Below are 19587 nucleotides of genomic sequence, written 5' to 3' on the forward strand. Positions count from 1 at the left end.
GGCCCGATCCCAGGAGTGAACGATGCGACGCCGCTTGCTCGCCGCTACCGCGTTGACCTGCGCCGCCCTGCTGGGGTCGGTGCCCGCCGCGGCCGATCCGGCTCAACCGGAGGTGGTCTCGGCCGACCCCGTCGACTTCACCCCGCACGTCCTCGACGGGACGGTCTGGGCCCTGGCCGTCGTGGGCGACACGGTCATCGTCGGCGGCAGCTTCACCAGGGTCCAGGACAGCGATCGCAGGACCACCTACCCCCGCAAGAACATCTTCGCGTACGGGCTGCGCGACGGGGTGGTGAGCTCCTTCGCTCCCCGGGTCGACGCGCCCGTCTACGCGCTCGCACCCGGCTCGACCGACACGGTCTACGTTGGCGGCTCCTTCAAGACCGTGAACAGCGTCGCCCAGCGCGGCCTCGCCCGCGTCTCGGTGCCGGACGGCGAGCGGGTGTCCGCCTTCGACGCGAAGATCAACTGGGGCGACGTCCGTACCCTGAACGCCCGGGGCGCCAAGCTCTACGCGGGCGGCACGTTCTCCTCGATCAACGGCGTCAACCGGGCCGGGCTGGCCCGCCTCGACGCGGGCACCGGGGCGGTCGACACCGCCTTCGACGCCAAGCTCTCCTCCCCCGGCCTGAGCCGGACCCGGGTCGAGCACTTCGACATCACCCCGGACGGCAGCCGGCTGGTCGCGGTGGGCGCGCTGCTCAGGGTCGGGTCGGTCAGCCGTACGCAGATCGCCATGTTCGACATCACCGGCGGCCCGGCGACCGTGACCAGCTGGTACACCGACGCGTACAAGCCGGCGTGCATGAAGGGCTTCGACACCTATCTGCGGCAGGTGAAGTTCTCGCCGGACGGCAGGTGGTTCGTCGTCGCCTCCACCGGCCGGGCCTCCTCGCCGACCAAGCTCTGCGACTCGGCCGCGCGCTTCGAGACGGGCGGCAACGGCAAGCACAACCCGACCTGGGTGCAGCGCACCGGCGGCGACTCGCTCTACGCGGTCGCGGTCACCGGCAGCGCCGTCTACGTCGGCGGGCACCAGCGATACATGGACAACCCGTACGGCAGCGACGCGAAGGGCCCGGGGCCGGGAGCGGTCAACCGGGTCGGCATCGGCGCGATCAACCCCAGCACCGGCCGGGCGCTGTCCTGGAACCCCGGACGGGACCGGGGCGTCGGCGTGCGGGCGTTCGAGGTCGTGGCGACCGGCCTGATCGTCGGCTCCGACACCGACAAGCTCGGCAAGGAATACCACGCCCGGATCGGGATGTTCCCGCTCCCCTGAGCCGGCACAGAAGCAAGGGGGCCCCGCTGCCGGGGCCCCCTTCTTCGACTCAGAGCAGCGCGCCCTCGTCGTGGAGCCAGTCGACGAAGGAGGTCGCCACGGCGGCACCACAGTCGAGCATCTCCGCCAGCAGCGCGTCGTGCGCGCCCGACGCGAGCGGCACCTGCAACTCGGCGTAGATGGGCAACTGGCCACGCTCGGTGGGATCGCCCACATAGGCCTTGCAGAAGCGGCGGGTGTGATTCCACTCGTTGACCACGCGATAGGCGCGGTCGGCCCAGTCGGGCGGGACGGTCGCGTGCGGACGGGCACGCATGACCAGGATCTCGTCGTCGGGCCCCTCGAGGGTGAACAGCACGGCGTGCCGTTCCCACATCGCCAGCAGGCTCCCGCCGCCGTCGGCGAGGAACCTTACGTCGAGCAGGTCGAGGGCCTTTCCGAGCCGCGCCAGGTCGACGGGGGCGACCTGGGCGGTTTCGTCGATCGCGGACAGGTCGACGGAAGACATCGAAGTGTGTCCCGGCTCACGCTGCGCCGGCACTCCGATGCGGACACTGCTCTGCAACGCCACCTCGCCGCCGGACTCGGGCTCGTCGCCTCCGGCCGACCCGGGACGCCATGACCACCACGGCATCGTTGTGCACCTCACTCCCCAGCAGGCCCTCCGCCGGACGTAGCGGTGGACCCCGGGGCGACGGTACCCGTACAGGTCGCGGAGGTCATCCCCTCAAAGGGAGGGCGCGACCGGAGGAACGATGCATCATCACCCTTTTGGGTGACCCCCTATAGGCATAACGGTCAATTCTTTGACCGGCTGTAGCCACGCGACTCCATATGGTGCGGAAAGTCCCACCCAGCGTCCGGCAACGCATACGCGTACGCATAGAGCGTCCTCATCGGCCGGACCGAGGAAGCCCATCCGCGTGCTCGCCTGAACGAGTCGCTGCGACACCTCGATCGGGCCGGCCTCGGGCGCGGCGACGACGAGCGCGACGTGATCGAGCAACGCGTCGCGGACCACGCGCTGACCCACCGCGCGGCCCGCGAGGCCGCCCGCGGTCACCTCGCGCAGCGTGCCCGCCGCCGCCTTCGCCAGCCGGCTCACCTCCGCGGTCGCCACCGACTCGACCACCGTGGACCGGGCCGGCGGCAGCGGCCAGCGCCAGTCGGAGTCGCGGCGGGCCGGCAGATCGAGGCTCCGCTCCGAGAGCCCGGCCAGCAGCGCGGCGGCCGACACGGTCGCGTCGCCGGGGCCGGGGCCGGCCACCTCGCGGGTGACCAGCACGCCCCAGGGCAGCAGCGCCCAGAGCGCGGTGCGCTCCCCCGACGACCGCAGCCGGACCGGCACCTGCCGGTCCAGCCGGACCAGCCGGGCCAGGAAGGCGCCGGCGTCCGCCACCCCGGTGATCCCGTGCGCGGTCATCCTCAGGCCTCCAGGTACGGCTCGAGGAAGTCGTGCTCCGGGCCGGTCAGCCGGCGCGGAAACTGCTCGGCCAGGTTGTAAGGCACGCAGACCGAGCTGGCCCGGCCCGCGAGCACGCCGCCGTCGAACAGCTCGTAGGAGACCGTGAAGCTCGCCGCCTTCAGCCGGGAGACCCACATCTCGATGCGGACGGCGTCGCCGTAGTCGACCGGGCGCAGGTAGTCGATCTCCTGCCGGGAGATGACGATGCCGTCCTCGAACGAGGTGAGGCCCTGCGCCCGCGCGCCGACGAAGAACATGGCGACGCGCGCCTCCTCGTAGAGGGTGAGGAAGCGCGCGTTGTTGACGTGGCCGTACGCGTCCATGTCGGACCAGCGCACGGCCACGTCGTAGATGAACCTAGTCACGCGTCAGCTTGCGGTAGGTGACGCGGTGCGGCCGGGCCGCGTCGGCACCCAGACGGTCGATCTTGTTCTTCTCGTACGCGTCGTAGTTGCCCTCGAACCAGAACCAGTTGTCCGGGTCCTCCTCGGTGCCCTCCCACGCGAGCATGTGGGTGGAGACCCGGTCCAGGAACATCCGGTCGTGGGAGATGACCACGGCGCAGCCCGGGAACTCCAGCAGCGCGTTCTCCAGGCTGGACAGCGTCTCGACGTCCAGGTCGTTCGTCGGCTCGTCGAGCAGGATCACGTTGCCGCCGATCTTGAGCGTCATCGCGAGGTTGAGCCGGTTGCGCTCGCCGCCGGAGAGCACCTTGACCGGCTTCTGCTGGTCGGGCCCCTTGAAGCCGAACGCCGCGACGTAAGCCCGGGACGGCATCTCGACCTTGCCGACCATCATGTGGTCGAGCCCGTCCGAGACGACCTCCCAGACGGTCTTCGTGCCGTCGAGGCCGGAGCGGTTCTGGTCGACGTAGGAAAGCTTGACCGTCTCGCCGACCCGCACCGAGCCCGAGTCCGGCTTCTCCAGCCCGACGATGGTCTTGAACAGCGTGGTCTTGCCGACGCCGTTCGGGCCGATGATGCCGACGATGCCGTTGCGCGGCAGCGAGAACGACAGCCGGTCGATGAGCACCCGGTCGTCGAAGCCCTTGACCAGGTCCTTCGACTCGATCACCGTGCTGCCCAGGCGCGGGCCCGGCGGGATCTGGATCTCCTCGAAGTCCAGCTTGCGGGTCTTCTCCGCCTCGTTGGCCATCTCCTCGTAGCGCTCGAGGCGCGCCTTGGACTTGGTCTGGCGGGCCTTCGCGTTGGAACGGACCCACTCGAGCTCGTCGGTGAGGCGCTTCTGCAGCTTCTGGTCCTTGCGGCCCTGCAACTGCAGGCGGGCGGCCTTCTTGTCCAGGTACGTCGAGTAGTTGCCCTCGTAGGGGAACGCGCGGCCCCGGTCGAGCTCGAGGATCCAGGTGGCGACGTTGTCGAGGAAGTAGCGGTCGTGCGTGATCGCGATGACCGTGCCGGCGTACTTCGCCAGGTGCTGCTCCAGCCACTGCACGCTCTCGGCGTCCAGGTGGTTGGTCGGCTCGTCGAGCAGCAGCAGGTCGGGCGCCTCGAGCAGCAGCTTGCACAGCGCGACGCGGCGGCGCTCACCACCGGAGAGCTGGGTGACGTCGGCGTCCGGCGGCGGGCAGCGCAGGGCGTCCATGGCGAGCTCGAGCTGGGAGTCGACGTCCCAGGCGTTGGAGTGGTCGAGCTCCTCCTGGAGCTTGCCCATCTCCTCCATGAGCTCGTCGGTGTAGTCGGTGGCCATCTGCTCGGCGATCTTGTTGAACCGCTCGAGCTTGGCCTTCGTCTCCGCGACGGCCTCCTCGATGTTGCCGAGGACGGTCTTGGTCTCGTTGAGCGGGGGCTCCTGGGCGAGCATGCCGACGGTGTAGCCCGGCATCAGGCGCGCGTCGCCGTTGCTCACGGTGTCCAGCCCGGCCATGATCTTCAACAGGCTGGACTTACCGGCGCCGTTGGGGCCGACCACACCGATCTTGACGCCGGGGAGGAAGTTCAGCGTCACATTGTCGAGCACGACCTTGTCGCCGTGCGCTTTGCGCGCCTTTTCCAGGACGTAGATGAACTGGGCCACGGTGCGGCCTACCTCCGTGATCGGGATTCCGGATTGCCGGACGAGAGGTCAATCTTTCCAGGTCGCTCGCCGGCCACCTACAACAACCCCGTCGGGCCGGGCGGGATTCCCCGGCGAGATCACTCCGGCGTGACGTCCCAGGTCTGCAGCTTGCCGTTCCGCACGATCTCCAGCCGCCGCTCGTTGACGGCGAAGGTGTTCCCGTCGTCGGCGGTGGCGTGGTAGCCGTCGTCCTCCTTGACGACATTCGGCAGGAACAGCGCGGTCTTCCCCTCGATCCACGTCTTCTCGTAGCCGCCCCGGTTGGCCTGGTAATACAGCCGCGCCGCCTCGTCCTGGCAGATCCACACCGTGGTGCCGGTGCTCTCCACCCGGACCCTTAGCACCTGGGTCAGGGTCACGTTGTAGCCCAGCCGGCGGGCAGTGTCGTGCATCTCAGGTGGGCACGCGATGGCGGAAGCGGCCGTCTCGGTGGGTACATAGCCGTTCGCGGGCCCCTCCGGCGCCCGTGGCGGCTTGTGGTGGGAGCCCAGCACCAGACCCGCCGACATCGCGATGATGCTCAGGAAAACGGTGGCGATGACCACAGGAAAGAACAGCGGCCGGCGCGGCGGTGGAAGATCATCGGACAGGCTCACCGGCCAAGGATGGCACCCTCCCGCCAGAGGCATTACCGCGCGGCTGGAAGGTGGCTGGGCACGCCCCAACCGGCTACGCACAGTAGGCTCGTGAGCGGGAACCCAGAACGACCCGGAGGTGCACTCAGCGTGGCCGAACGAAGTTCCTTTGTTGTGGTCGCCAACCGCCTGCCCGTCGACGAGGTCATGGTCGACGGCGAGCGGCAATGGCGTCCTAGCCCGGGCGGACTCGTCACCGCCCTGCATCCGGTGCTGGCCGAGCAGCGGGGCACGTGGATCGGATGGGCCGGCGGGGCCGGGGAGGCGCCCGAGCCGTTCGAGCTCGAGGGCATCAAGATTCATCCCGTGCCGCTGAGCTCCGAGGAGCTCGAGCGCTACTACGAGGGCCAGTCGAACGCGACGATCTGGCCGCTCTACCACGACGCCGTCGAGACGCCGGTCTACAAGCGCCGCTGGCGGGAGGCGTACCGGATCGTCAACCAGCGGTTCGCGCAGGCCGCCGCCGACGTGGCGGCCGAGGGCGCCACCGTCTGGGTGCAGGACTACCAGCTGCAACTGGTGCCGGCGATGCTCCGGGAGATGCGGCCCGACCTGCGGATCGGCTTCTTCCTGCACATCCCGTTCCCGCCGATCGAGCTCTTCATGCAGATGCCGTTCCGCGCCGAGATCCTGCGCGGGCTGCTGGGCGCGGACCTGGTCGGCTTCCAGCAGCGGCTGGCGGCGCAGAACTTCGTCCGGCTGGCCCGGCACCTGCTCGGCCTTCGCTACGAGGGCCAGTCGATCCAGGTCGACGGCCGCAAGGTCAAGGCCGGGGCGTTCCCGATCAGCATCGACACCGCGGACATGGAGCGGATGGCGGCCGACCCGGCCGTGCAGGCCCGCGCCAAGCAGATCCGCGCCGAGCTGGGCGACCCGGAGACGGTCATCCTCGGCGTCGACCGGCTGGACTACACCAAGGGCATCGAGCTGCGCCTCAAGGCGTTCCGTGAGCTGCTCGCCGACGGCAAGCTGACGGTGCCCGAGGCCGTGATGGTGCAGGTCGCGACGCCGAGCCGGGAGCGCGTCGAGCACTACCAGACGCTGCGGGTAAAGGTGGAGCGCGAGGTCGGCCGGATCAACGGCGAGTTCGGCCGGGTCGGCATGCCGGCGGTGCACTACCTGCACCAGTCATACAGCCGCACCGAGCTGGCCGCGCTCTACCTCGCCGCCGACGTCATGATGGTGACGCCGCTGCGCGACGGCATGAACCTGGTCGCCAAGGAGTATGTGGCCTGCCGGGGCCGTGGCGGCGGCGCGCTGGTGCTCAGCGAGTTCGCCGGCGCCGCGACCGAGCTGCGGCAGGCGTACCTCTGCAATCCGCACGACCCGGACGGCGTCAAGGACGCGCTGCTGCGCGCCGTCGGCGCCGAGTCGTCCGAGCTGAAGCGACGGATGCGCGTCATGCAGCGGCACCTGCGTACCCACGACGTCGCGGAGTGGGCGCGGACGTTCCTCAACGAGCTCGGCGTCATCGAAAAGGAGCCGGAGCCGGACCTGGAGCCGGAACCCCAGGCGGGCTAGCGGAAGAGACAGAAGGGATGGCCGTCCGGGTCGAGATAGACCCGGACGTCCTCCTGCGGCTGGAAGTCGGCCCTGGTGGCCCCGGCCTTCTCCGCGTGCGCGGCGGCCAGCTCCAGGTCCACGACGCGGATGTCGAGGTGGACGCTCATCTGCTGGTCGCCGGGGCCGGCGGGCCAGACCGGTCGCACGTAGCCGGGATCGGTCTGGAACGAGAGCCCCGGGCACCCGTTGGGCGCGCCCAGGGTGACCCACTCGGTCCCGTCCTGCACGACGTTCCAGCCCAGCAGCCGCTGATAGAACGCGGCGAGTTCTCTCGCGTCCGGGGAGTCGAGCACGATCCCGGACAATGTCATGTGCGGTCGCTCACTCATTCCTGTGACGTACCCAGCGCCCCGGCGACTATCCCAGCACCGTGACGACGTCTCCGACCACCACCACCGCGGGCGGCCGGATGCCCGCCTCCGCGGCGGCCGCCGCCACCTCTGCGAGCGTGCTGTGCAGCACCCGCTGCGAGTCGGTGGTGCCCTCCTGCACGATCGCGGCCGGAGTGTCGGCGGCCCGGCCCTCGGCGACCAGCCGGGCGGCGATCTTCGGCAGGTTCTTGAGGCCCATCAGGACGACCAGGGTGCCGCGGAGCCGGGCCAGCGCCGCCCAGTCGACCAGCGACTCGGCGCTCTCCGGCGGCACGTGCCCGGAGACGACGGTGAACTCGTGCGCCACCCCGCGATGGGTCACCGGGATGCCGGCCAGCGCCGGGGCGGCGATCGAGCTGGTCACGCCCGGCACCACCGTCACCGGCACGCCCGCCTTCGCGCACGCGACGACCTCCTCGCCGCCGCGGCCGAAGACGAACGGGTCGCCGCCCTTGAGCCGTACGACGAAGGCGCCGGCCAGGGCCCGCTCGACGATGATCCGGTTGATCTCCTCCTGCGCCACCGAGGCGCCGTAGGGGATCTTCGCCGCGTCGACCAGCTCGACGTCGGGGCGCAGCTCGTCCAGCAGCATGCCCGGGGCGAGCCGGTCGGCCACCACGACGTCGGCGCGGGCGAGCAGGCGCCGGCCCTTGACCGTGATGAGCTCCGGGTCGCCCGGCCCGCTGCCGACCAGCGCGACGTGCCCCTTGAGCGACTCCCGCTCCCGCGGCGGGGTGGCCTCCAGGGCGGCGGCGATCTGGTCGCGCACGGCCAGGGCGCGCTTGCGGTCGCCGCCGTCGGTCACCGCGACCGTGACCTGGTCGTGCCGGGTCACCGCGGGGGTCCAGGCGCTGGCCGCGGCGCGGTCGTCCGCGCGTACGCAGAACACGCCGCGCTGCTCGGCCGCCACGCTGACCTCGGCCGCCGCCTCCGGGTCGTCGACCGCCACCTGCACCAGCCAGGCGCCGTCCACGTCGGACGCCGTGAACCGCCGCTCCCGCCAGGTCAGCCGCCCGGCCTCCACGTGTGCCCGCAGCGCGGGAGTCAGCTCGGGGGCGACCACGTCGACCCGGGCACCGGCCGAGAGCAGGGCCGGCATCCGCCGGGTCGCCACCGCGCCACCGCCGACGACCAGTACCCGCCGGCCGTCCAGCTTCAACGCCAAGGGGTAGAGATTCACTTCTCCGAGACTCCCGCCGAGTCGAACGTGGCCACGTCGTGCAGCACCCGGACCGCGCCGGCGACGATCGGCAGGGCGAGCGCCGCGCCGGTGCCCTCGCCGAGCCGCAGGCCCAGGTCGAGCAGCGGGGTGAGGCCGAGGTGGGCGAGCGCGACAGTCGCGCCGGGCTCGGCCGACCGGTGCCCGGCGACCATCGCGACGACGGCGTCGGGGGCGAACGCGGCGGCCACCACCGCGGCGGAGCCGGCGATCACGCCGTCGACGATCACCGGAACCCGGCGCGCGGCGGCACCGAGGATGAAGCCGGCGAGCGCGGCGTGCTCGAGGCCGCCGACGGCGGCCAGCGTGGCGAGGGGCTCGGCGGGATCGGGCGCGTGCCGGTCGAGGGCGGCCTCGATCACGGCGATCTTGCGGGCGTGGGTCTCGTCGTCGATGCCGGTGCCTCGGCCGGTGACCACGGCCGGGTCCGCGCCGGTGAACGCGGCGATCAGGGCCGCCGCCGGGGTCGTGTTGGCGATGCCCATGTCCCCGGTGAGCAGGCACTTAGCCCCGCCGTCGATCAGCGCGCCGGCCACCGAGATGCCCACCTCGAGTGCCGCGCGGGCCTCGTCGGTGGTCATCGCCGGCTCGGCGCTCAGGTCGCGGGTGCCGCGCCGGACGTTCGCGTCGAGCAGGTTGTCGCCGCCGTGCAGCGGGATCGCGACGCCCACGTCCACCACCATCAGCGAGGCGCCGACCTGACGGGCGAAGGCGTTGATCACCGCGCCGCCGGCCACGAAGTTGGCCACCATCTGCGCGGTGACCTCCTGCGGCCAGGGCGTGACGCCCTGGGCGTGCACGCCGTGGTCCCCGGCGAAGACCGCGATCGCCGCCGGCTCCGGCAGCGGGGGCGGGCAGGCGCCGGACAGCCCGGCCAGGCGGACGGACACGTCCTCGAGGAGGCCCAGCGAGCCCGCCGGCTTGGTCAGGCGGGCCTGCAGGTCGCGGGCGGCGGACATGGCCTGCTCGTCGGCGGGCGCGATCGCGGCGAGGGTGGTCTCCAGGGTCACTGTCGCTCCTTCAGCACATCAACCAGTGTCGCGACAAACGCGTCTGTGGTGGCAGTGTCGCGCACCGCAATCCGCAGCCAGTCGGCGCCCAGCCCCGGGAAGGTGTCGCCGCGCCGCACCGCGTACCCGCGTTTGCGCAGTTCAAGGCGGACCTCGGCGGCACCCGCCACGCGCAGCGCGACGAACGCGCTGGCCGGCGTGCCCGCGACAGTGACGTCCGGCACGTCGGCGAGGCGGGCGACCAGATGGTCGCGTTCCCGGGCGAGTTCCGCCGCGATCCCGCGCTCCGCGGCGACGGCGACCGGCCCCGCGCAGGCCTCGGCCGCCGCGAGGGCCGGCGTCGAGACCGCCCAGAGCGGCTGCGCGGCGGCGAGCCGGGCCAGCAGGCCGGCCGGGCCGAGCACATAGCCGATCCGCAGCCCGGCCAGCCCCCAGGTCTTGGTGAGGCTGCGCAGCACGACCAGGCCGGGCACGTCGCGGCGCCCGGCGAGCGACTCGGGCTCGCCGGCCTGCCCCGGCCGGAACGTCGTGTCGGCGAACGCCTCGTCCACGACCAGCACCCGGCCCGGTCGGGCCAGCGCGGCGATGTCGGCGGCCGGGTGCAGCACCGACGTCGGGTTGGTTGGATTGCCGACGAAGACGAGGTCGGCGTCCGGCGGCACCAGGGCCGGGTCGAGCCGGAAGCCGTCGGCCTCGCGCAGCAGCACCCGGTCGACGGCGTGCCCGGCGTTGCGCAGCGCCGCCTCCGGCTCGGTGAACTGTGGATGCACCACGACCGGGCGCCGGGCGTCGCGCAGCGCCTGCGCGATCAGCACGAACGCCTGGGCCGCGCCGGCGGTGAGCAGCACCTCGCCGGGCTCGCGGCCGTGCCGCGCCGCGACGGCCGCGGTCGCCCGGGTGTGATCCGGGTACGCGGCCAGGTCCGCCAGCGCCGCGTGGATCGGGCCGGCCAGCCAGGGCGGCATCGGCTGGCGGCGCACGTTGACCGCGAGGTCGATCAGCCCGGGCGCGACCTCGGCGTCGCCGTGATGATGCAGATCACAATCATCGGCGCCGGCGGCGTCCACCCGTTCGGGTACGGCCGGTCCGGGGGCGGCGTCACCTTGAGGATGAAGATCCACGGAAGGGGTCACACAGCCCAGCATGCCGGACGTAGTCCGCCGGAATACTTCGGCCGTTCCGTCAGGACATGAGCGGTTTTGTCATACCTTCGAGAAGTGACGAAGAGCGGACTCGCCAAAGCTGGACGGATCACCCCGCTCGTCCGGGCCGGGCTCATCGCGGGGGTAGCGGTCGCCGCCCTGATCTTCCCCCTGGTCGCGCTCGCCGGTGCCGCCGCGAAGGACGGCGCCGACGCGCTGCAGAACATGCCCGAGGAGCTCATCGAGGTGCCCTCGGCGCAGACCACCTACGTGTACGCGAACGACGGCCGGACCCTGCTGACCACGTTCTACGAGGAGCACCGCCGTCCCGTCTCCATCACGGAGATGTCGCCGTACATCACCAAGGCCATCGTGGCGTCCGAGGACAGCCGCTTCTACGAGCACAACGGCGTCGACGCCAAGGGCGTCGCCCGGGCCTTCGTCGCGAACCAGCAGGCCGGCGGCGTCTCGCAGGGCGCCTCGACGCTGACCATGCAGTACGTGCGGATGGCGCTGCGCGACGGCGCCAGGACCCCGACCCAGGCCCTCAAGGCGACCGAGCAGACCACGGCGCGCAAACTGCGGGAGATGCGGCTCGCGCTCGAACTGGAGAAGCGGATCTCGAAGGCGGAGATCCTCGAGAAGTACCTCAACTCGGCGTACTTCGGGCACCGCGCGTACGGGATCTTCGCCGCCTCCGAGGTCTTCTTCTCCAAGGAGCCGAAGGAGCTGACGCTGACCGAGGCGGCCCTGCTCGCCGGGCTGGTCAAGGCGCCGTCCGCGTACGACCCGGCGACCAACGACCAGACCGCGGCGACCGAGCGGCGCGACTACGTCATCGACCAGATGGCCAAGATCGGCTCGATCACCCCGGCACAGGCGGCCGCGGCCAAGAAGACCAGGATCGAGCTGCACCTGACCACCCCGCCGAACGACTGCGTCTCGGTGCCGAGGAAGCACAACGACTGGGGCTTCTTCTGCGACTACCTGCGCAACTGGTGGATGGAGCAGCCCGCGTTCGGCAGGACCGCGCGGGAACGCCTGGAGAACCTGCGCCGCGGCGGCTACAAGGTCGTCACCAGCATCGACCCGGAGATCCAGCACTCGGCGATGAAGCACGTCCTGGACAAGGAGAAGCGGCGCAGCGTCTACGCGCACGGCGAGGTCGTCATCGAGCCCGGCACCGGCCGGATCAAGGCGATGGCGGTGAACCGCAAATACTCGCTGAGCCAGAAGAAGAACGGCGAGCACAGCGACCGCCGGAAGCGCCACCACATCAAGGGCAACTACCCGAACACGGTCAACCCCCTGCTCGGCGGTGGCGACATGGCGGGCTACCAGGCCGGATCGACCTTCAAGATCTTCACGATGCTGGCGGCGCTGGACGACGGCATGCCGCTGGACACGGCCTTCAACGCCCCGGAACGCTACGTGTCGAAATACATCACGGCGCCCGGCCCGGCGACCTGCGGACGGCACTGGTGCCCGAAGAACGCCAGCGCCTCGATGACCGGGCGGCAGAACATGTGGAGCGGCTTCGGCAAGTCCGTGAACACGTACTTCGTGCAGCTCGAACAGAAGGTCGGCGCCGAGAAGGCGGTCCGGATGGCGGAGCGGCTCGGCCTGAAGTGGCGCACCGAGATCGACCGGACCCTCGCGGGCCCGGACCACGCCAACGGCTGGGGCGCGTTCACGCTGGGCGTCAGCGACGTGACGCCGATCGAGATGGCGAACGTCTTCGCGACGCTGGCCGCCGAGGGCAAGTACTGCGAGCCGCTGCCCGTCCGCATGATCAACACCCGGGACGGCACCTCGCTGTCGTACCAGGGCAAGAAGGTCGCCGGGCCCCGCTGCCACCAGGCGGTGCGCCCGGAAGTGGCACAGGCCGCGACGGACGCGGCGCGCTGCGTGACGGGCTACGGCGCGGCAAAGGGCAGTTGCGGCGGGTGGGAGACCTCCCCCATGGTGCACGCGGTGATGAACCGGCCGGTGGCGGGCAAGAGCGGCACCACCGACAGCAACCGGAGCGCGTGGTTCTGCGGCTTCACCCCCCAGTTGGCGGCGGCGGCCTTCGTGGCGGACCCCGACAACCCGGACAACACGGTGGGCACCAGCCGGGGCACGATCTCGAAATTCACGGTGGCGCAGACGCTGAAGGACGCGCTCAAGGGTCAGCCCAAGCTGAAGTTCAACCCGCCGCCGGCCGAGATGGTCCACGGCCGATAGCTCAGTGCGCCTAGCTCAGTGCGCCTAGCTCAGTGCGCCTACCTCAGTGCGCCGACGAGATCGGCCGCCAATGCGGGTCGCGGCCGGCCAGGCCGACCGCCTGCTCGAGCAGATCGGCCTCGTCGCCAACCTCCACCGCCGGGCCGAACAGCCCGGGGGTGCCCTCCCGCGGTCCCTGGGACAGAAACTCGATCAACTGCTCCAGGATCCGCGGATCGGCGGCATATTCCTGGCCGGTGGCCCGGGCCAGGTCCCAGCCATGCATGATCAATTCGTTGATCGCGAACGAGCCGATGGCCGTCGCCGGCATGGTGACGCCGCCCGCCCGGGCCGTGCCCTCCCACGCCGCCGGCACCCGCCACGCGATCGCCAGCTCCTCGAGGACGACCGGAAGCCGGCTGCGCCAGTGTGACGACAGGTTGGCGGCGCAGGGCCGCGGCGGCGCGGAGTCGGTGCCGGACGCCTCGGTCTTCTGCGCGGCCTGCGTGAACGCCCAGGAGAGCCCCATCAGGTGATCGAGCAGATCCCCGACCGACCAGTCGGGGCAGGGGGTCGGAGAGCTCAGATGGTCGTCGGTGACGCCCAGCAGCAAGGCCCGGATCTTGCGGACCGGCGGGAAGAAATCCAGGGGGACACGATCGGCCACGGCGGTGCTCCCTTTCTCGCGGAACCCCCTCACCGTACGGCCGGGATGCGACAATCGCCGGACTCCGAGTGGGTCATCGCCGACTGCGCCGGCGCTTCGGCGCCCGCCGCCCGCCGCTCCCCGGGCCAGCCGTCCTCACCTGCGCAAACTCACTCAGACCTGCGGCGGGGTGAACGCCGAGCCTGCGCGCAGCCGCTCAGGCCTGCGGCAGGGTGAAAGCCTTCGCGCACGCGCTCAGGCCCGCGGCAGGGTGAACGCCGAGCCTGCGCGCACCCGCTCAGGCCTGCGGCAGGGTGATCGCCGACAGGGAGAGGGTCTTCTCGCCGGGATCGTCATCCTCCGGCTGGGCCGGCGCAGCGTTCGGCACGAGCCCCAGCGCCGCCGCGACCAGCCGGCGCGCGATCTCCGGCGCGCCCGCCCAATGCAGCCCCAGCTGCGACGCATGCACCTGCCGCCACACGAAGCCCTCCGGATTGCCACCCGCCCAGGTCCAGGCCGGCACCTGCCCGGCGCGCGGCGCCACGATCGCCCGGTGCTGCTTGTACCCGGTGATCCGCGCGCCGGCCGGGGCCAGCGCGGACGTCGACGGGGCGGTCGCCTCCCGGTAACCCGCGATGGTCAGGTCCGCGGTCTGCGCCGACACCTCCAGCACCCCGCACATCGGGCGGCCGTCGAAGTCGCGGCCCAGCCAGGGCAGGCCGACACCCTCGGCGATGATCGGGCGGCCCTCGTGCGCCAGTTGGGACACCGCCGCGCACAGGCGGCGGTTCGCGGAAAGCTCCTCCGCGTAGCCCTCCGGCAGCGCGGAGCCGATCAGCAGCGCCCGGGTGCCCGCCGGCAGGCTCTCGTCGCGCAGCGGGTCGATGATCGCCACATCCGCACCCGCGGCGGTCAGCAACTCCACCGCCTCCACGTACGTGTAAGGGGCTCCCGGCCCGCCGGCCAGCGCGATCACCGGCCGGCCCTCGGGCGGAACCGGAGGCTCGCCGGAACCCTCGGCCAGCGCGTCGGCCGGCGACCAGGCCTGGCCCGGCAGCGGCGGCGCCGCGTCGGCGAGCGCGAGAATGCGATCGAGGTCGAGAGCGCCCGCGACGGCCTCGCCCAGCCGGCGCACCGCGCGGACCGCCTCCACGCTGCGGTGCGCGACCGGGACCGAGCCCTGCGCGCGGGCCGGCAGCACGGCGGGAAGGTCGCCGCGGCGCAGCGCACCCAGCACCGGCATGCCGATGTCGTCCAGCGCGGTCCGGAGCATCTCCTCATGCCGCGGCGACGCGACCCGGTTCAGGACGACCCCGCCCAGGTGCACCATCTCGTCGAACATCCGGAACCCGTGCACCAGCGCCGCCAGCGAATGCCCCATCGCCGCCACGTCGACCACCAGCACCACCGGCGCGCGCAGGGCGGCGGCGACCGCGGCCGTACCGTCGATCTCGGGTTGCCCGGTCAGGCTGTCGAACAGGCCCATCGCGCCCTCGATGACCGAGACCTGCGATCCGGCCGCGCCGTGCGCGAAGAGCGGAGCGATGCGCTGGGCGCCGACCAGGCGCGGGTCCAGGTTGCGACCCGGCCGGCCCGCCGCCAGGCCCAGGTAGGCGGCGTCGGTGTGATCGGGGCCGACCTTGAAGCCGGCGGCCGGGACGCCCCGCGCGCTGCAGGCGGCGAGCAGTCCGACCGCGATCGCGGTCTTGCCATGTCCAGACGAGGGTGCACTCACCACCAGGCGCGAGTGGGCGGACATCATGGCTCCCTCGGGGATACGGAAATCAGCGACGACGTGATATTGACCGTCGGACATCGCACCCTACCTGCCAGACGCGAGCCGCCGACGGGAGCCGGGTAGCCTCTGATCGTGTACCGGTTCCTGCTGACGCCCCGCTGGCTGGCCGCCGCGGCGCTCACCGTGGCCGCGTCGGTGGTCATGGTGATGCTGGGCAACTGGCAGCTGCACCGCTATCAGGAACGCAGCGCGATCAATACCCGCATCGACGCCGCCGACTCCGTGCCCGCGGTTCCCCTGACGTCCGTGCTGGCCAAGCCGGCCGCGCCCGGCACGGCGGGCGCCAAACCCGGCGAGGACGCGTCCTGGACGAAGGTCACGGTCACCGGCCACTACGACCCGGCGCACGAGATCCAGGCGCGCGGCCGGACGGTCGACGGCGCCGTCGGCTTCGAGATCGTCACGCCGCTGATCCTGGCCGACGGCACCGCCGTGCTGGTCGACCGCGGCTGGGTCCCCTCGGCGAACGGCGACGCCGTCTCGGCTCCCGTGGCGCCGCCCCCGCCGACCGGCGAGGTCACGGTCGTCGGCCAGGTGCACCTGTCGGAGAGCCGCCCGGCGCCGATCGAGCGCCGCGACGGGCGGATCGACACCAGGCGGATCTCGGTGCCCAAGCTGGCGAAGGAGATGCCCTTCCCCACGTACGGGGCGTACGTGCTGCTCAGCGACCCGGCGCCGGGCTTCGAGAGCATCCCGATCGAGCACCAGGACTCCTGGCAGAACGGCGGCTACGCGGTCCAGTGGTGGATGTTCGCCCTGATGGCACTCCTGGCGTACGGATGGCAGGCGCGCAAGGAGGCGAACGGCGACACGCCCAAGAAGCGCGTGGACCGGGTGGAGGCCGCGGACCAGCGGCTCACGACCGTTCCCAGCGCGCAACGGCGCGACTAGGGTTTATCGGGTGACCTTCCCGGACCCGGCCGCGAGTGACCCGTGGAGCGTGCCGACGCCGCCCCCGCCGGTCAGCCCGATGGGGCCTGGCCCGGTGATCGTGCAGGTCGGCGACATGGGCGTGACGTCGACGGTGGTGCACACGCCGGCGGGCGACATCCCGCTGGCGGGCTCCACGTGGACCGTCAACGACTACTGGCACAACGAGCAGAAGATCCCGACCTGGGCGATCATCGCGGCGATCGTGGGATTTTGCGTGGTGCCGGTCTTCAGCCTGCTGTTCCTGCTGGTCAAGGTGAACATCCCGCGCGGAACGGTGCAGGTGACGGTGACCAACGCCACCCGTCAATACGTGGCACGCATCCCGGTGACGGACCAGTCCCAGGTGACCTACGTCCACCAGCAGGTCAACTACGTCCGCTCCCTGGCCGCCCTCTGACCGCCTCCCCGCAGCTCAACCATTCCAAACGCCTTGACCACTTCGACGGTGTCCGCATCACCGCCGTTCAGGCATCCGGAGCCGCAGGCGTCCCCAGCGCCTTGACCATGTCGATGGTGTCCGCATCCTTCGCACGCTTGTCATCGCGGTAGCGCAACACCCGCGCGAACCGCAGCGCCACGCCGCCGGGATATCGCGGGGACGTCTGCACCCCGTCGAAGGCGATCTCCACCACCTGCTCGGGCCGGACCGTGACCACCCAGCCGGAGTCGTCGACGGCCAGCTCCTTGAACCGCTCGGTCTGCCAGCGCAACAGCTCATCGGTGAGGCCCTTGAAGGTCTTGCCGAGCATCACGAACCCGCCGGTGCGCGGATCCCGGGCGCCGAGGTGCAGGTTGGACAGCCAGCCCTGACGCCGGCCGTGCCCCCACTCCACGGCCAGCACGACCAGGTCGAGCGTGTGCCGGGGCTTGACCTTGACCCAGGCGGAACCGCGGCGGCCCACGTCGTAAAGCGCCTCCTGCGCCTTGATCACGATGCCCTCCTGCCCGGCACCGAGCGCGGCCGCGAAGGCCTCGGCCGCCTGCTCCTCGGTCTCGACCGTCCGGCGGCCGACGATCAGGCCGGCGGGCAGCGCATCGGCGAGCGCCGCCCAGCGCACCCGGCCCGGCTCGTCCAGCAGGTCGGTGCCGTCCAGATGCAGAAGATCGAAGAAGTAGGGAACCAGCGCCGGGCCCTCGCTCGCCCCGCCCTTGCCACCCCGCCGGGCGCCGCGGGTCGCCGCGCGGCTGGACGTCTCCTGAAACGGCCGGGGCCGCCCCAGCGCGTCGAGCGCCATCGCCTCCCCGTCGAGCACCACCTCCCGCGCCGGCAGCGCCCGCACCGCGGCGACGACGTCGGGCAGCCGGGAGGTGATGTCGTCGAGGCTGCGGGTGAAGACCGCCACTTCGTCACCGGAGCGGTGCACCTGAATGCGGATGCCGTCGAGCTTCACGTCGACGGTGGCAGGAGCCCCGGTGGCCGACAGCGCGGCGCCGACGTCCGGTGCGCTGCTCGCCAGCATCGGGGTCAGCGGGGTCCCGACCCGCAAACTGAAGTCGGCGAGCGCCGCCGCGCCGCCGGTCAGCGCGGCGACGGCCACCTGCTTGAGGTCACCGCAGAGAAGGAGCGCCCGGCGGACCGCGGTGACGGGAACCTCGGCGGCCCGGGCGATGGCATCGGCCAGCAGCCCGGCCTGCGCGCCCTGCCGCAGCTCGCCGCTGAAGAGGCCGACCAGCAGGCGCTGCTCGTCGGCGGTGGCCCGGCCGAAGAGCCCGGCGAGCAGGTCGCGGCGGCGGGCCTGCGAGCCGGTGCCGGAGACCACCGAGATGGCCGCGATCCGCGCGTCGACCTCGGCCACGGTGAGACTGGGCTCGGCGGCCGGGTCGGGCCGGTCCCGCAGGCCGGCATAGCCAACGCCGGTCTGCCGCTGTCTCAACTCACCGGCGAGATAGGCGGAACCGGCGGCCAGCTCATCGGGCTCGAGGCGCCGCAGCGCGTCGGCGAGCAGGTCGATCTTGGCCTTGCGGCCGGAGGTCGCAGAGACGGCTGCCGAGGTGGCTGCCAGGTCGAGGAACTGCACGAACCCCATCCTGGCAGCCACCTACGACATTCGCGGTCCGGTGTTGACACGCTCCCCCGTGAAGCGGTCAGCACCGTCCCGCCGTCGAACCAGCTGAATCGCCAGTAAACCTACCGGGCCAGCAGAATCCGCCGTGCGAATCCGCCGAACCCGACCAGATCTACCCAGCGCACCCGCCAGACCGACCGGACCCGCCTGGCACACCCGCCAGACCGACCAAATCCACCCCGGCACACCCGCCAGACCGACCGGCCGCCTGGCACACCCGCCAGACTTACCAGATCCACCCCGGCGCACCCGCCAGACCGACCGGCCGCCTGGCACACCCGCCAGACTTACCAGATCCACCCCGGCGCACCCGCTGGACCGACCAGATCCACCCGACATACCCGCCAGACCGACCAGACGCGGCGTCGAAGCGCTGCGGGCGAGCTTGGACGCGGGCGCGCGCGGCTCGCGATGCCCGATCGCCCGAGCTAATTCGACTCTTGAGGCTGGGCCATGCTTGGCCCGGTGATTGGGTCGGCGCCGGCGCATCTCGTCGCCGAGGGATGCGCCGGGCGGCCGGCCCGGGACAGGGTGCGGGATCAGGCGGCGATCGGCTCCGCGACCCGGTAGCCACGCGCGCGAACCGCGTCGGCGACGCGACTGACCTGCGCGTCAAGCTCGCACAGGGCGTCGGACAACTCGGCGAGCTTGTCGTTGAGGGCGGCCTCGTCCCACCCGGAGACGTCGACGTCCCCCAGAGCACTGCCGGCGGCGCGGAGCGCCGCGATAGCGTCATTCGAACTCATGTTCGAATCCTAACAGGATTGATCTCGGGTCCGCACCTGACTCACCCGATCCAGCGAGTCCGATTTCGGTTACGCCGCTCCTCCGCGACGATCGCCCAGGTCGGGATCTTCTGCTCGCTATGCCAGCAGTCGTTGACCGTCCACATCGAGGACGCCAGTCCGGCTGCTGGCACGTCTCAGGCACCGCCAGTGCGCGGCAGCGCCGGCCCTCCGGCAGCGGGATGCTCGGCGCTCGGCGGCGGGCGCGCGGGGATGATCAGGGAGTTGCCTGACTGCAGCACAGGTCCACCGTGGCCACGGTGCCCATTGACCGGCGCCCCCGGCGCCCCCGGCGCCCCCGGCACCCCGGCACCCCGGCACCCCGGCACCCCGGCACCCCGGCACCCCGGCACCCCGGCACCCCGGCACCCCGGCACCCCGGCACCCCGGC

18 protein-coding genes are annotated in these 19587 nt (G+C 71.8%); 5 read left to right on the forward strand and 13 right to left on the reverse strand.

Annotated features, from left to right (window positions below):
* The first annotated feature begins 22 nt into the window (after positions 1-22).
* Positions 23-1282 carry a delta-60 repeat domain-containing protein gene (locus AB0F10_RS20900; protein WP_360627288.1) on the forward strand — a complete coding sequence of 420 codons (1260 nt, stop codon included), beginning with the start codon at positions 23-25 and terminating at the stop codon, positions 1280-1282.
* 49 nt (positions 1283-1331) lie between these two features.
* Here AB0F10_RS20900 and AB0F10_RS20905 read toward each other — a convergent pair whose 3' ends face one another.
* From AB0F10_RS20905 to AB0F10_RS20925, 5 genes are all read right to left on the reverse strand, one after another.
* Complete coding sequence (locus tag AB0F10_RS20905; RefSeq protein ID WP_360627291.1) at positions 1332-1916, reverse strand: YbjN domain-containing protein; 585 nt, start codon at positions 1914-1916, stop codon at positions 1332-1334.
* Between the two features lie 129 nt (positions 1917-2045).
* A complete protein-coding gene (locus tag AB0F10_RS20910; protein ID WP_360627294.1) occupies positions 2046-2705 on the reverse strand; it encodes a hypothetical protein in 660 nt (219 codons plus the stop codon).
* A 2-nt stretch (positions 2706-2707) separates the two neighbouring features.
* Positions 2708-3112: a thioesterase family protein gene (locus tag AB0F10_RS20915; protein WP_360627297.1), complete on the reverse strand. Its 405-nt coding sequence runs from the start codon at positions 3110-3112 to the stop codon at positions 2708-2710.
* A complete protein-coding gene (gene ettA / locus AB0F10_RS20920; RefSeq protein WP_360627299.1) occupies positions 3105-4781 on the reverse strand; it encodes an energy-dependent translational throttle protein EttA in 1677 nt (558 codons plus the stop codon). The genes AB0F10_RS20915 and ettA overlap by 8 nt, the downstream gene beginning before the upstream one ends.
* Before the next feature lie 119 nt (positions 4782-4900).
* The gene (locus tag AB0F10_RS20925; RefSeq protein WP_360627302.1) at positions 4901-5419 is read right to left on the reverse strand and encodes a hypothetical protein; all 519 of its coding nucleotides are present in this window, start codon (positions 5417-5419) and stop codon (positions 4901-4903) included.
* A 129-nt stretch (positions 5420-5548) separates the two neighbouring features.
* Between AB0F10_RS20925 and AB0F10_RS20930 the strand changes: the two genes are divergently transcribed.
* Positions 5549-6979 (forward strand): trehalose-6-phosphate synthase, encoded by a 1431-nt coding sequence (locus AB0F10_RS20930; protein ID WP_360627305.1) that lies wholly within the window; start codon positions 5549-5551, stop codon positions 6977-6979.
* Here the strand turns inward: AB0F10_RS20930 and AB0F10_RS20935 are convergent.
* From AB0F10_RS20935 to cobC, 4 genes are read right to left on the reverse strand one after another with little or no spacing between them, the layout of a single operon-like run.
* A complete protein-coding gene (locus tag AB0F10_RS20935; RefSeq protein WP_360627308.1) occupies positions 6976-7350 on the reverse strand; it encodes a VOC family protein in 375 nt (124 codons plus the stop codon). The genes AB0F10_RS20930 and AB0F10_RS20935 overlap by 4 nt on opposite strands.
* A 28-nt stretch (positions 7351-7378) precedes the next feature.
* Positions 7379-8572 carry a uroporphyrinogen-III C-methyltransferase gene (gene cobA, locus AB0F10_RS20940; RefSeq protein ID WP_360627311.1) on the reverse strand — a complete coding sequence of 398 codons (1194 nt, stop codon included), beginning with the start codon at positions 8570-8572 and terminating at the stop codon, positions 7379-7381.
* Positions 8569-9621: a nicotinate-nucleotide--dimethylbenzimidazole phosphoribosyltransferase gene (cobT, locus tag AB0F10_RS20945; RefSeq protein WP_360627314.1), complete on the reverse strand. Its 1053-nt coding sequence runs from the start codon at positions 9619-9621 to the stop codon at positions 8569-8571. The genes cobA and cobT overlap by 4 nt, the downstream gene beginning before the upstream one ends.
* Positions 9618-10688: an Rv2231c family pyridoxal phosphate-dependent protein CobC gene (cobC, locus tag AB0F10_RS20950; protein ID WP_360627356.1), complete on the reverse strand. Its 1071-nt coding sequence runs from the start codon at positions 10686-10688 to the stop codon at positions 9618-9620. Before cobC ends, cobT begins: the two co-directional genes overlap by 4 nt.
* Before the next feature lie 150 nt (positions 10689-10838).
* Here cobC and AB0F10_RS20955 point away from each other — a divergent pair, with 150 nt between their 5' ends.
* Complete coding sequence (locus tag AB0F10_RS20955) at positions 10839-12989, forward strand: transglycosylase domain-containing protein (protein WP_360627317.1); 2151 nt, start codon at positions 10839-10841, stop codon at positions 12987-12989.
* A 43-nt stretch (positions 12990-13032) separates the two neighbouring features.
* Here AB0F10_RS20955 and AB0F10_RS20960 read toward each other — a convergent pair whose 3' ends face one another.
* Both AB0F10_RS20960 and AB0F10_RS20965 read right to left on the reverse strand, forming a co-directional pair.
* Positions 13033-13635: a TIGR03086 family metal-binding protein gene (locus tag AB0F10_RS20960; protein WP_360627320.1), complete on the reverse strand. Its 603-nt coding sequence runs from the start codon at positions 13633-13635 to the stop codon at positions 13033-13035.
* Positions 13636-13912: 277 nt separating this feature from the next.
* Complete coding sequence (locus AB0F10_RS20965) at positions 13913-15373, reverse strand: cobyrinate a,c-diamide synthase (RefSeq protein WP_360627323.1); 1461 nt, start codon at positions 15371-15373, stop codon at positions 13913-13915.
* A 111-nt stretch (positions 15374-15484) separates the two neighbouring features.
* Between AB0F10_RS20965 and AB0F10_RS20970 the strand changes: the two genes are divergently transcribed.
* Both AB0F10_RS20970 and AB0F10_RS20975 read left to right on the forward strand, forming a co-directional pair.
* A complete protein-coding gene (locus AB0F10_RS20970; protein ID WP_360627326.1) occupies positions 15485-16303 on the forward strand; it encodes an SURF1 family protein in 819 nt (272 codons plus the stop codon).
* Positions 16304-16313: 10 nt separating this feature from the next.
* Positions 16314-16742 carry a hypothetical protein gene (locus AB0F10_RS20975; protein ID WP_360627329.1) on the forward strand — a complete coding sequence of 143 codons (429 nt, stop codon included), beginning with the start codon at positions 16314-16316 and terminating at the stop codon, positions 16740-16742.
* Positions 16743-16809: 67 nt separating this feature from the next.
* Here the strand turns inward: AB0F10_RS20975 and AB0F10_RS20980 are convergent, their stop codons facing one another.
* Complete coding sequence (locus AB0F10_RS20980; protein WP_360627359.1) at positions 16810-18372, reverse strand: ATP-dependent DNA ligase; 1563 nt, start codon at positions 18370-18372, stop codon at positions 16810-16812.
* A 578-nt stretch (positions 18373-18950) separates the two neighbouring features.
* A complete protein-coding gene (locus AB0F10_RS20985) occupies positions 18951-19157 on the reverse strand; it encodes a hypothetical protein (RefSeq protein ID WP_360627332.1) in 207 nt (68 codons plus the stop codon).
* Positions 19158-19587 lie beyond the last annotated feature (430 nt).

Source organism: Actinoplanes sp. NPDC026623, assembly GCF_040638275.1.
Taxonomy (GTDB): Bacteria; Actinomycetota; Actinomycetes; order Mycobacteriales; family Micromonosporaceae; genus Actinoplanes.

Excerpts from the sequence above, each read along its gene's own strand:
- AB0F10_RS20900 (WP_360627288.1), top strand. The coding sequence starts at position 23 with ATGCGACGCCGCTTGCTCGCCGCTACCGCGTTGACCTGCGCCGCCCTG.
- AB0F10_RS20905 (WP_360627291.1), bottom strand. The coding sequence starts at position 1,916 with ATGCCGTGGTGGTCATGGCGTCCCGGGTCGGCCGGAGGCGACGAGCCC.
- AB0F10_RS20910 (WP_360627294.1), bottom strand. The coding sequence starts at position 2,705 with ATGACCGCGCACGGGATCACCGGGGTGGCGGACGCCGGCGCCTTCCTG.
- AB0F10_RS20935 (WP_360627308.1), bottom strand. The coding sequence starts at position 7,350 with ATGAGTGAGCGACCGCACATGACATTGTCCGGGATCGTGCTCGACTCC.
- AB0F10_RS20965 (WP_360627323.1), bottom strand. The coding sequence starts at position 15,373 with ATGTCCGCCCACTCGCGCCTGGTGGTGAGTGCACCCTCGTCTGGACAT.
- AB0F10_RS20980 (WP_360627359.1), bottom strand. The coding sequence starts at position 18,372 with ATGGGGTTCGTGCAGTTCCTCGACCTGGCAGCCACCTCGGCAGCCGTC.
- AB0F10_RS20985 (WP_360627332.1), bottom strand. The coding sequence starts at position 19,157 with ATGAGTTCGAATGACGCTATCGCGGCGCTCCGCGCCGCCGGCAGTGCT.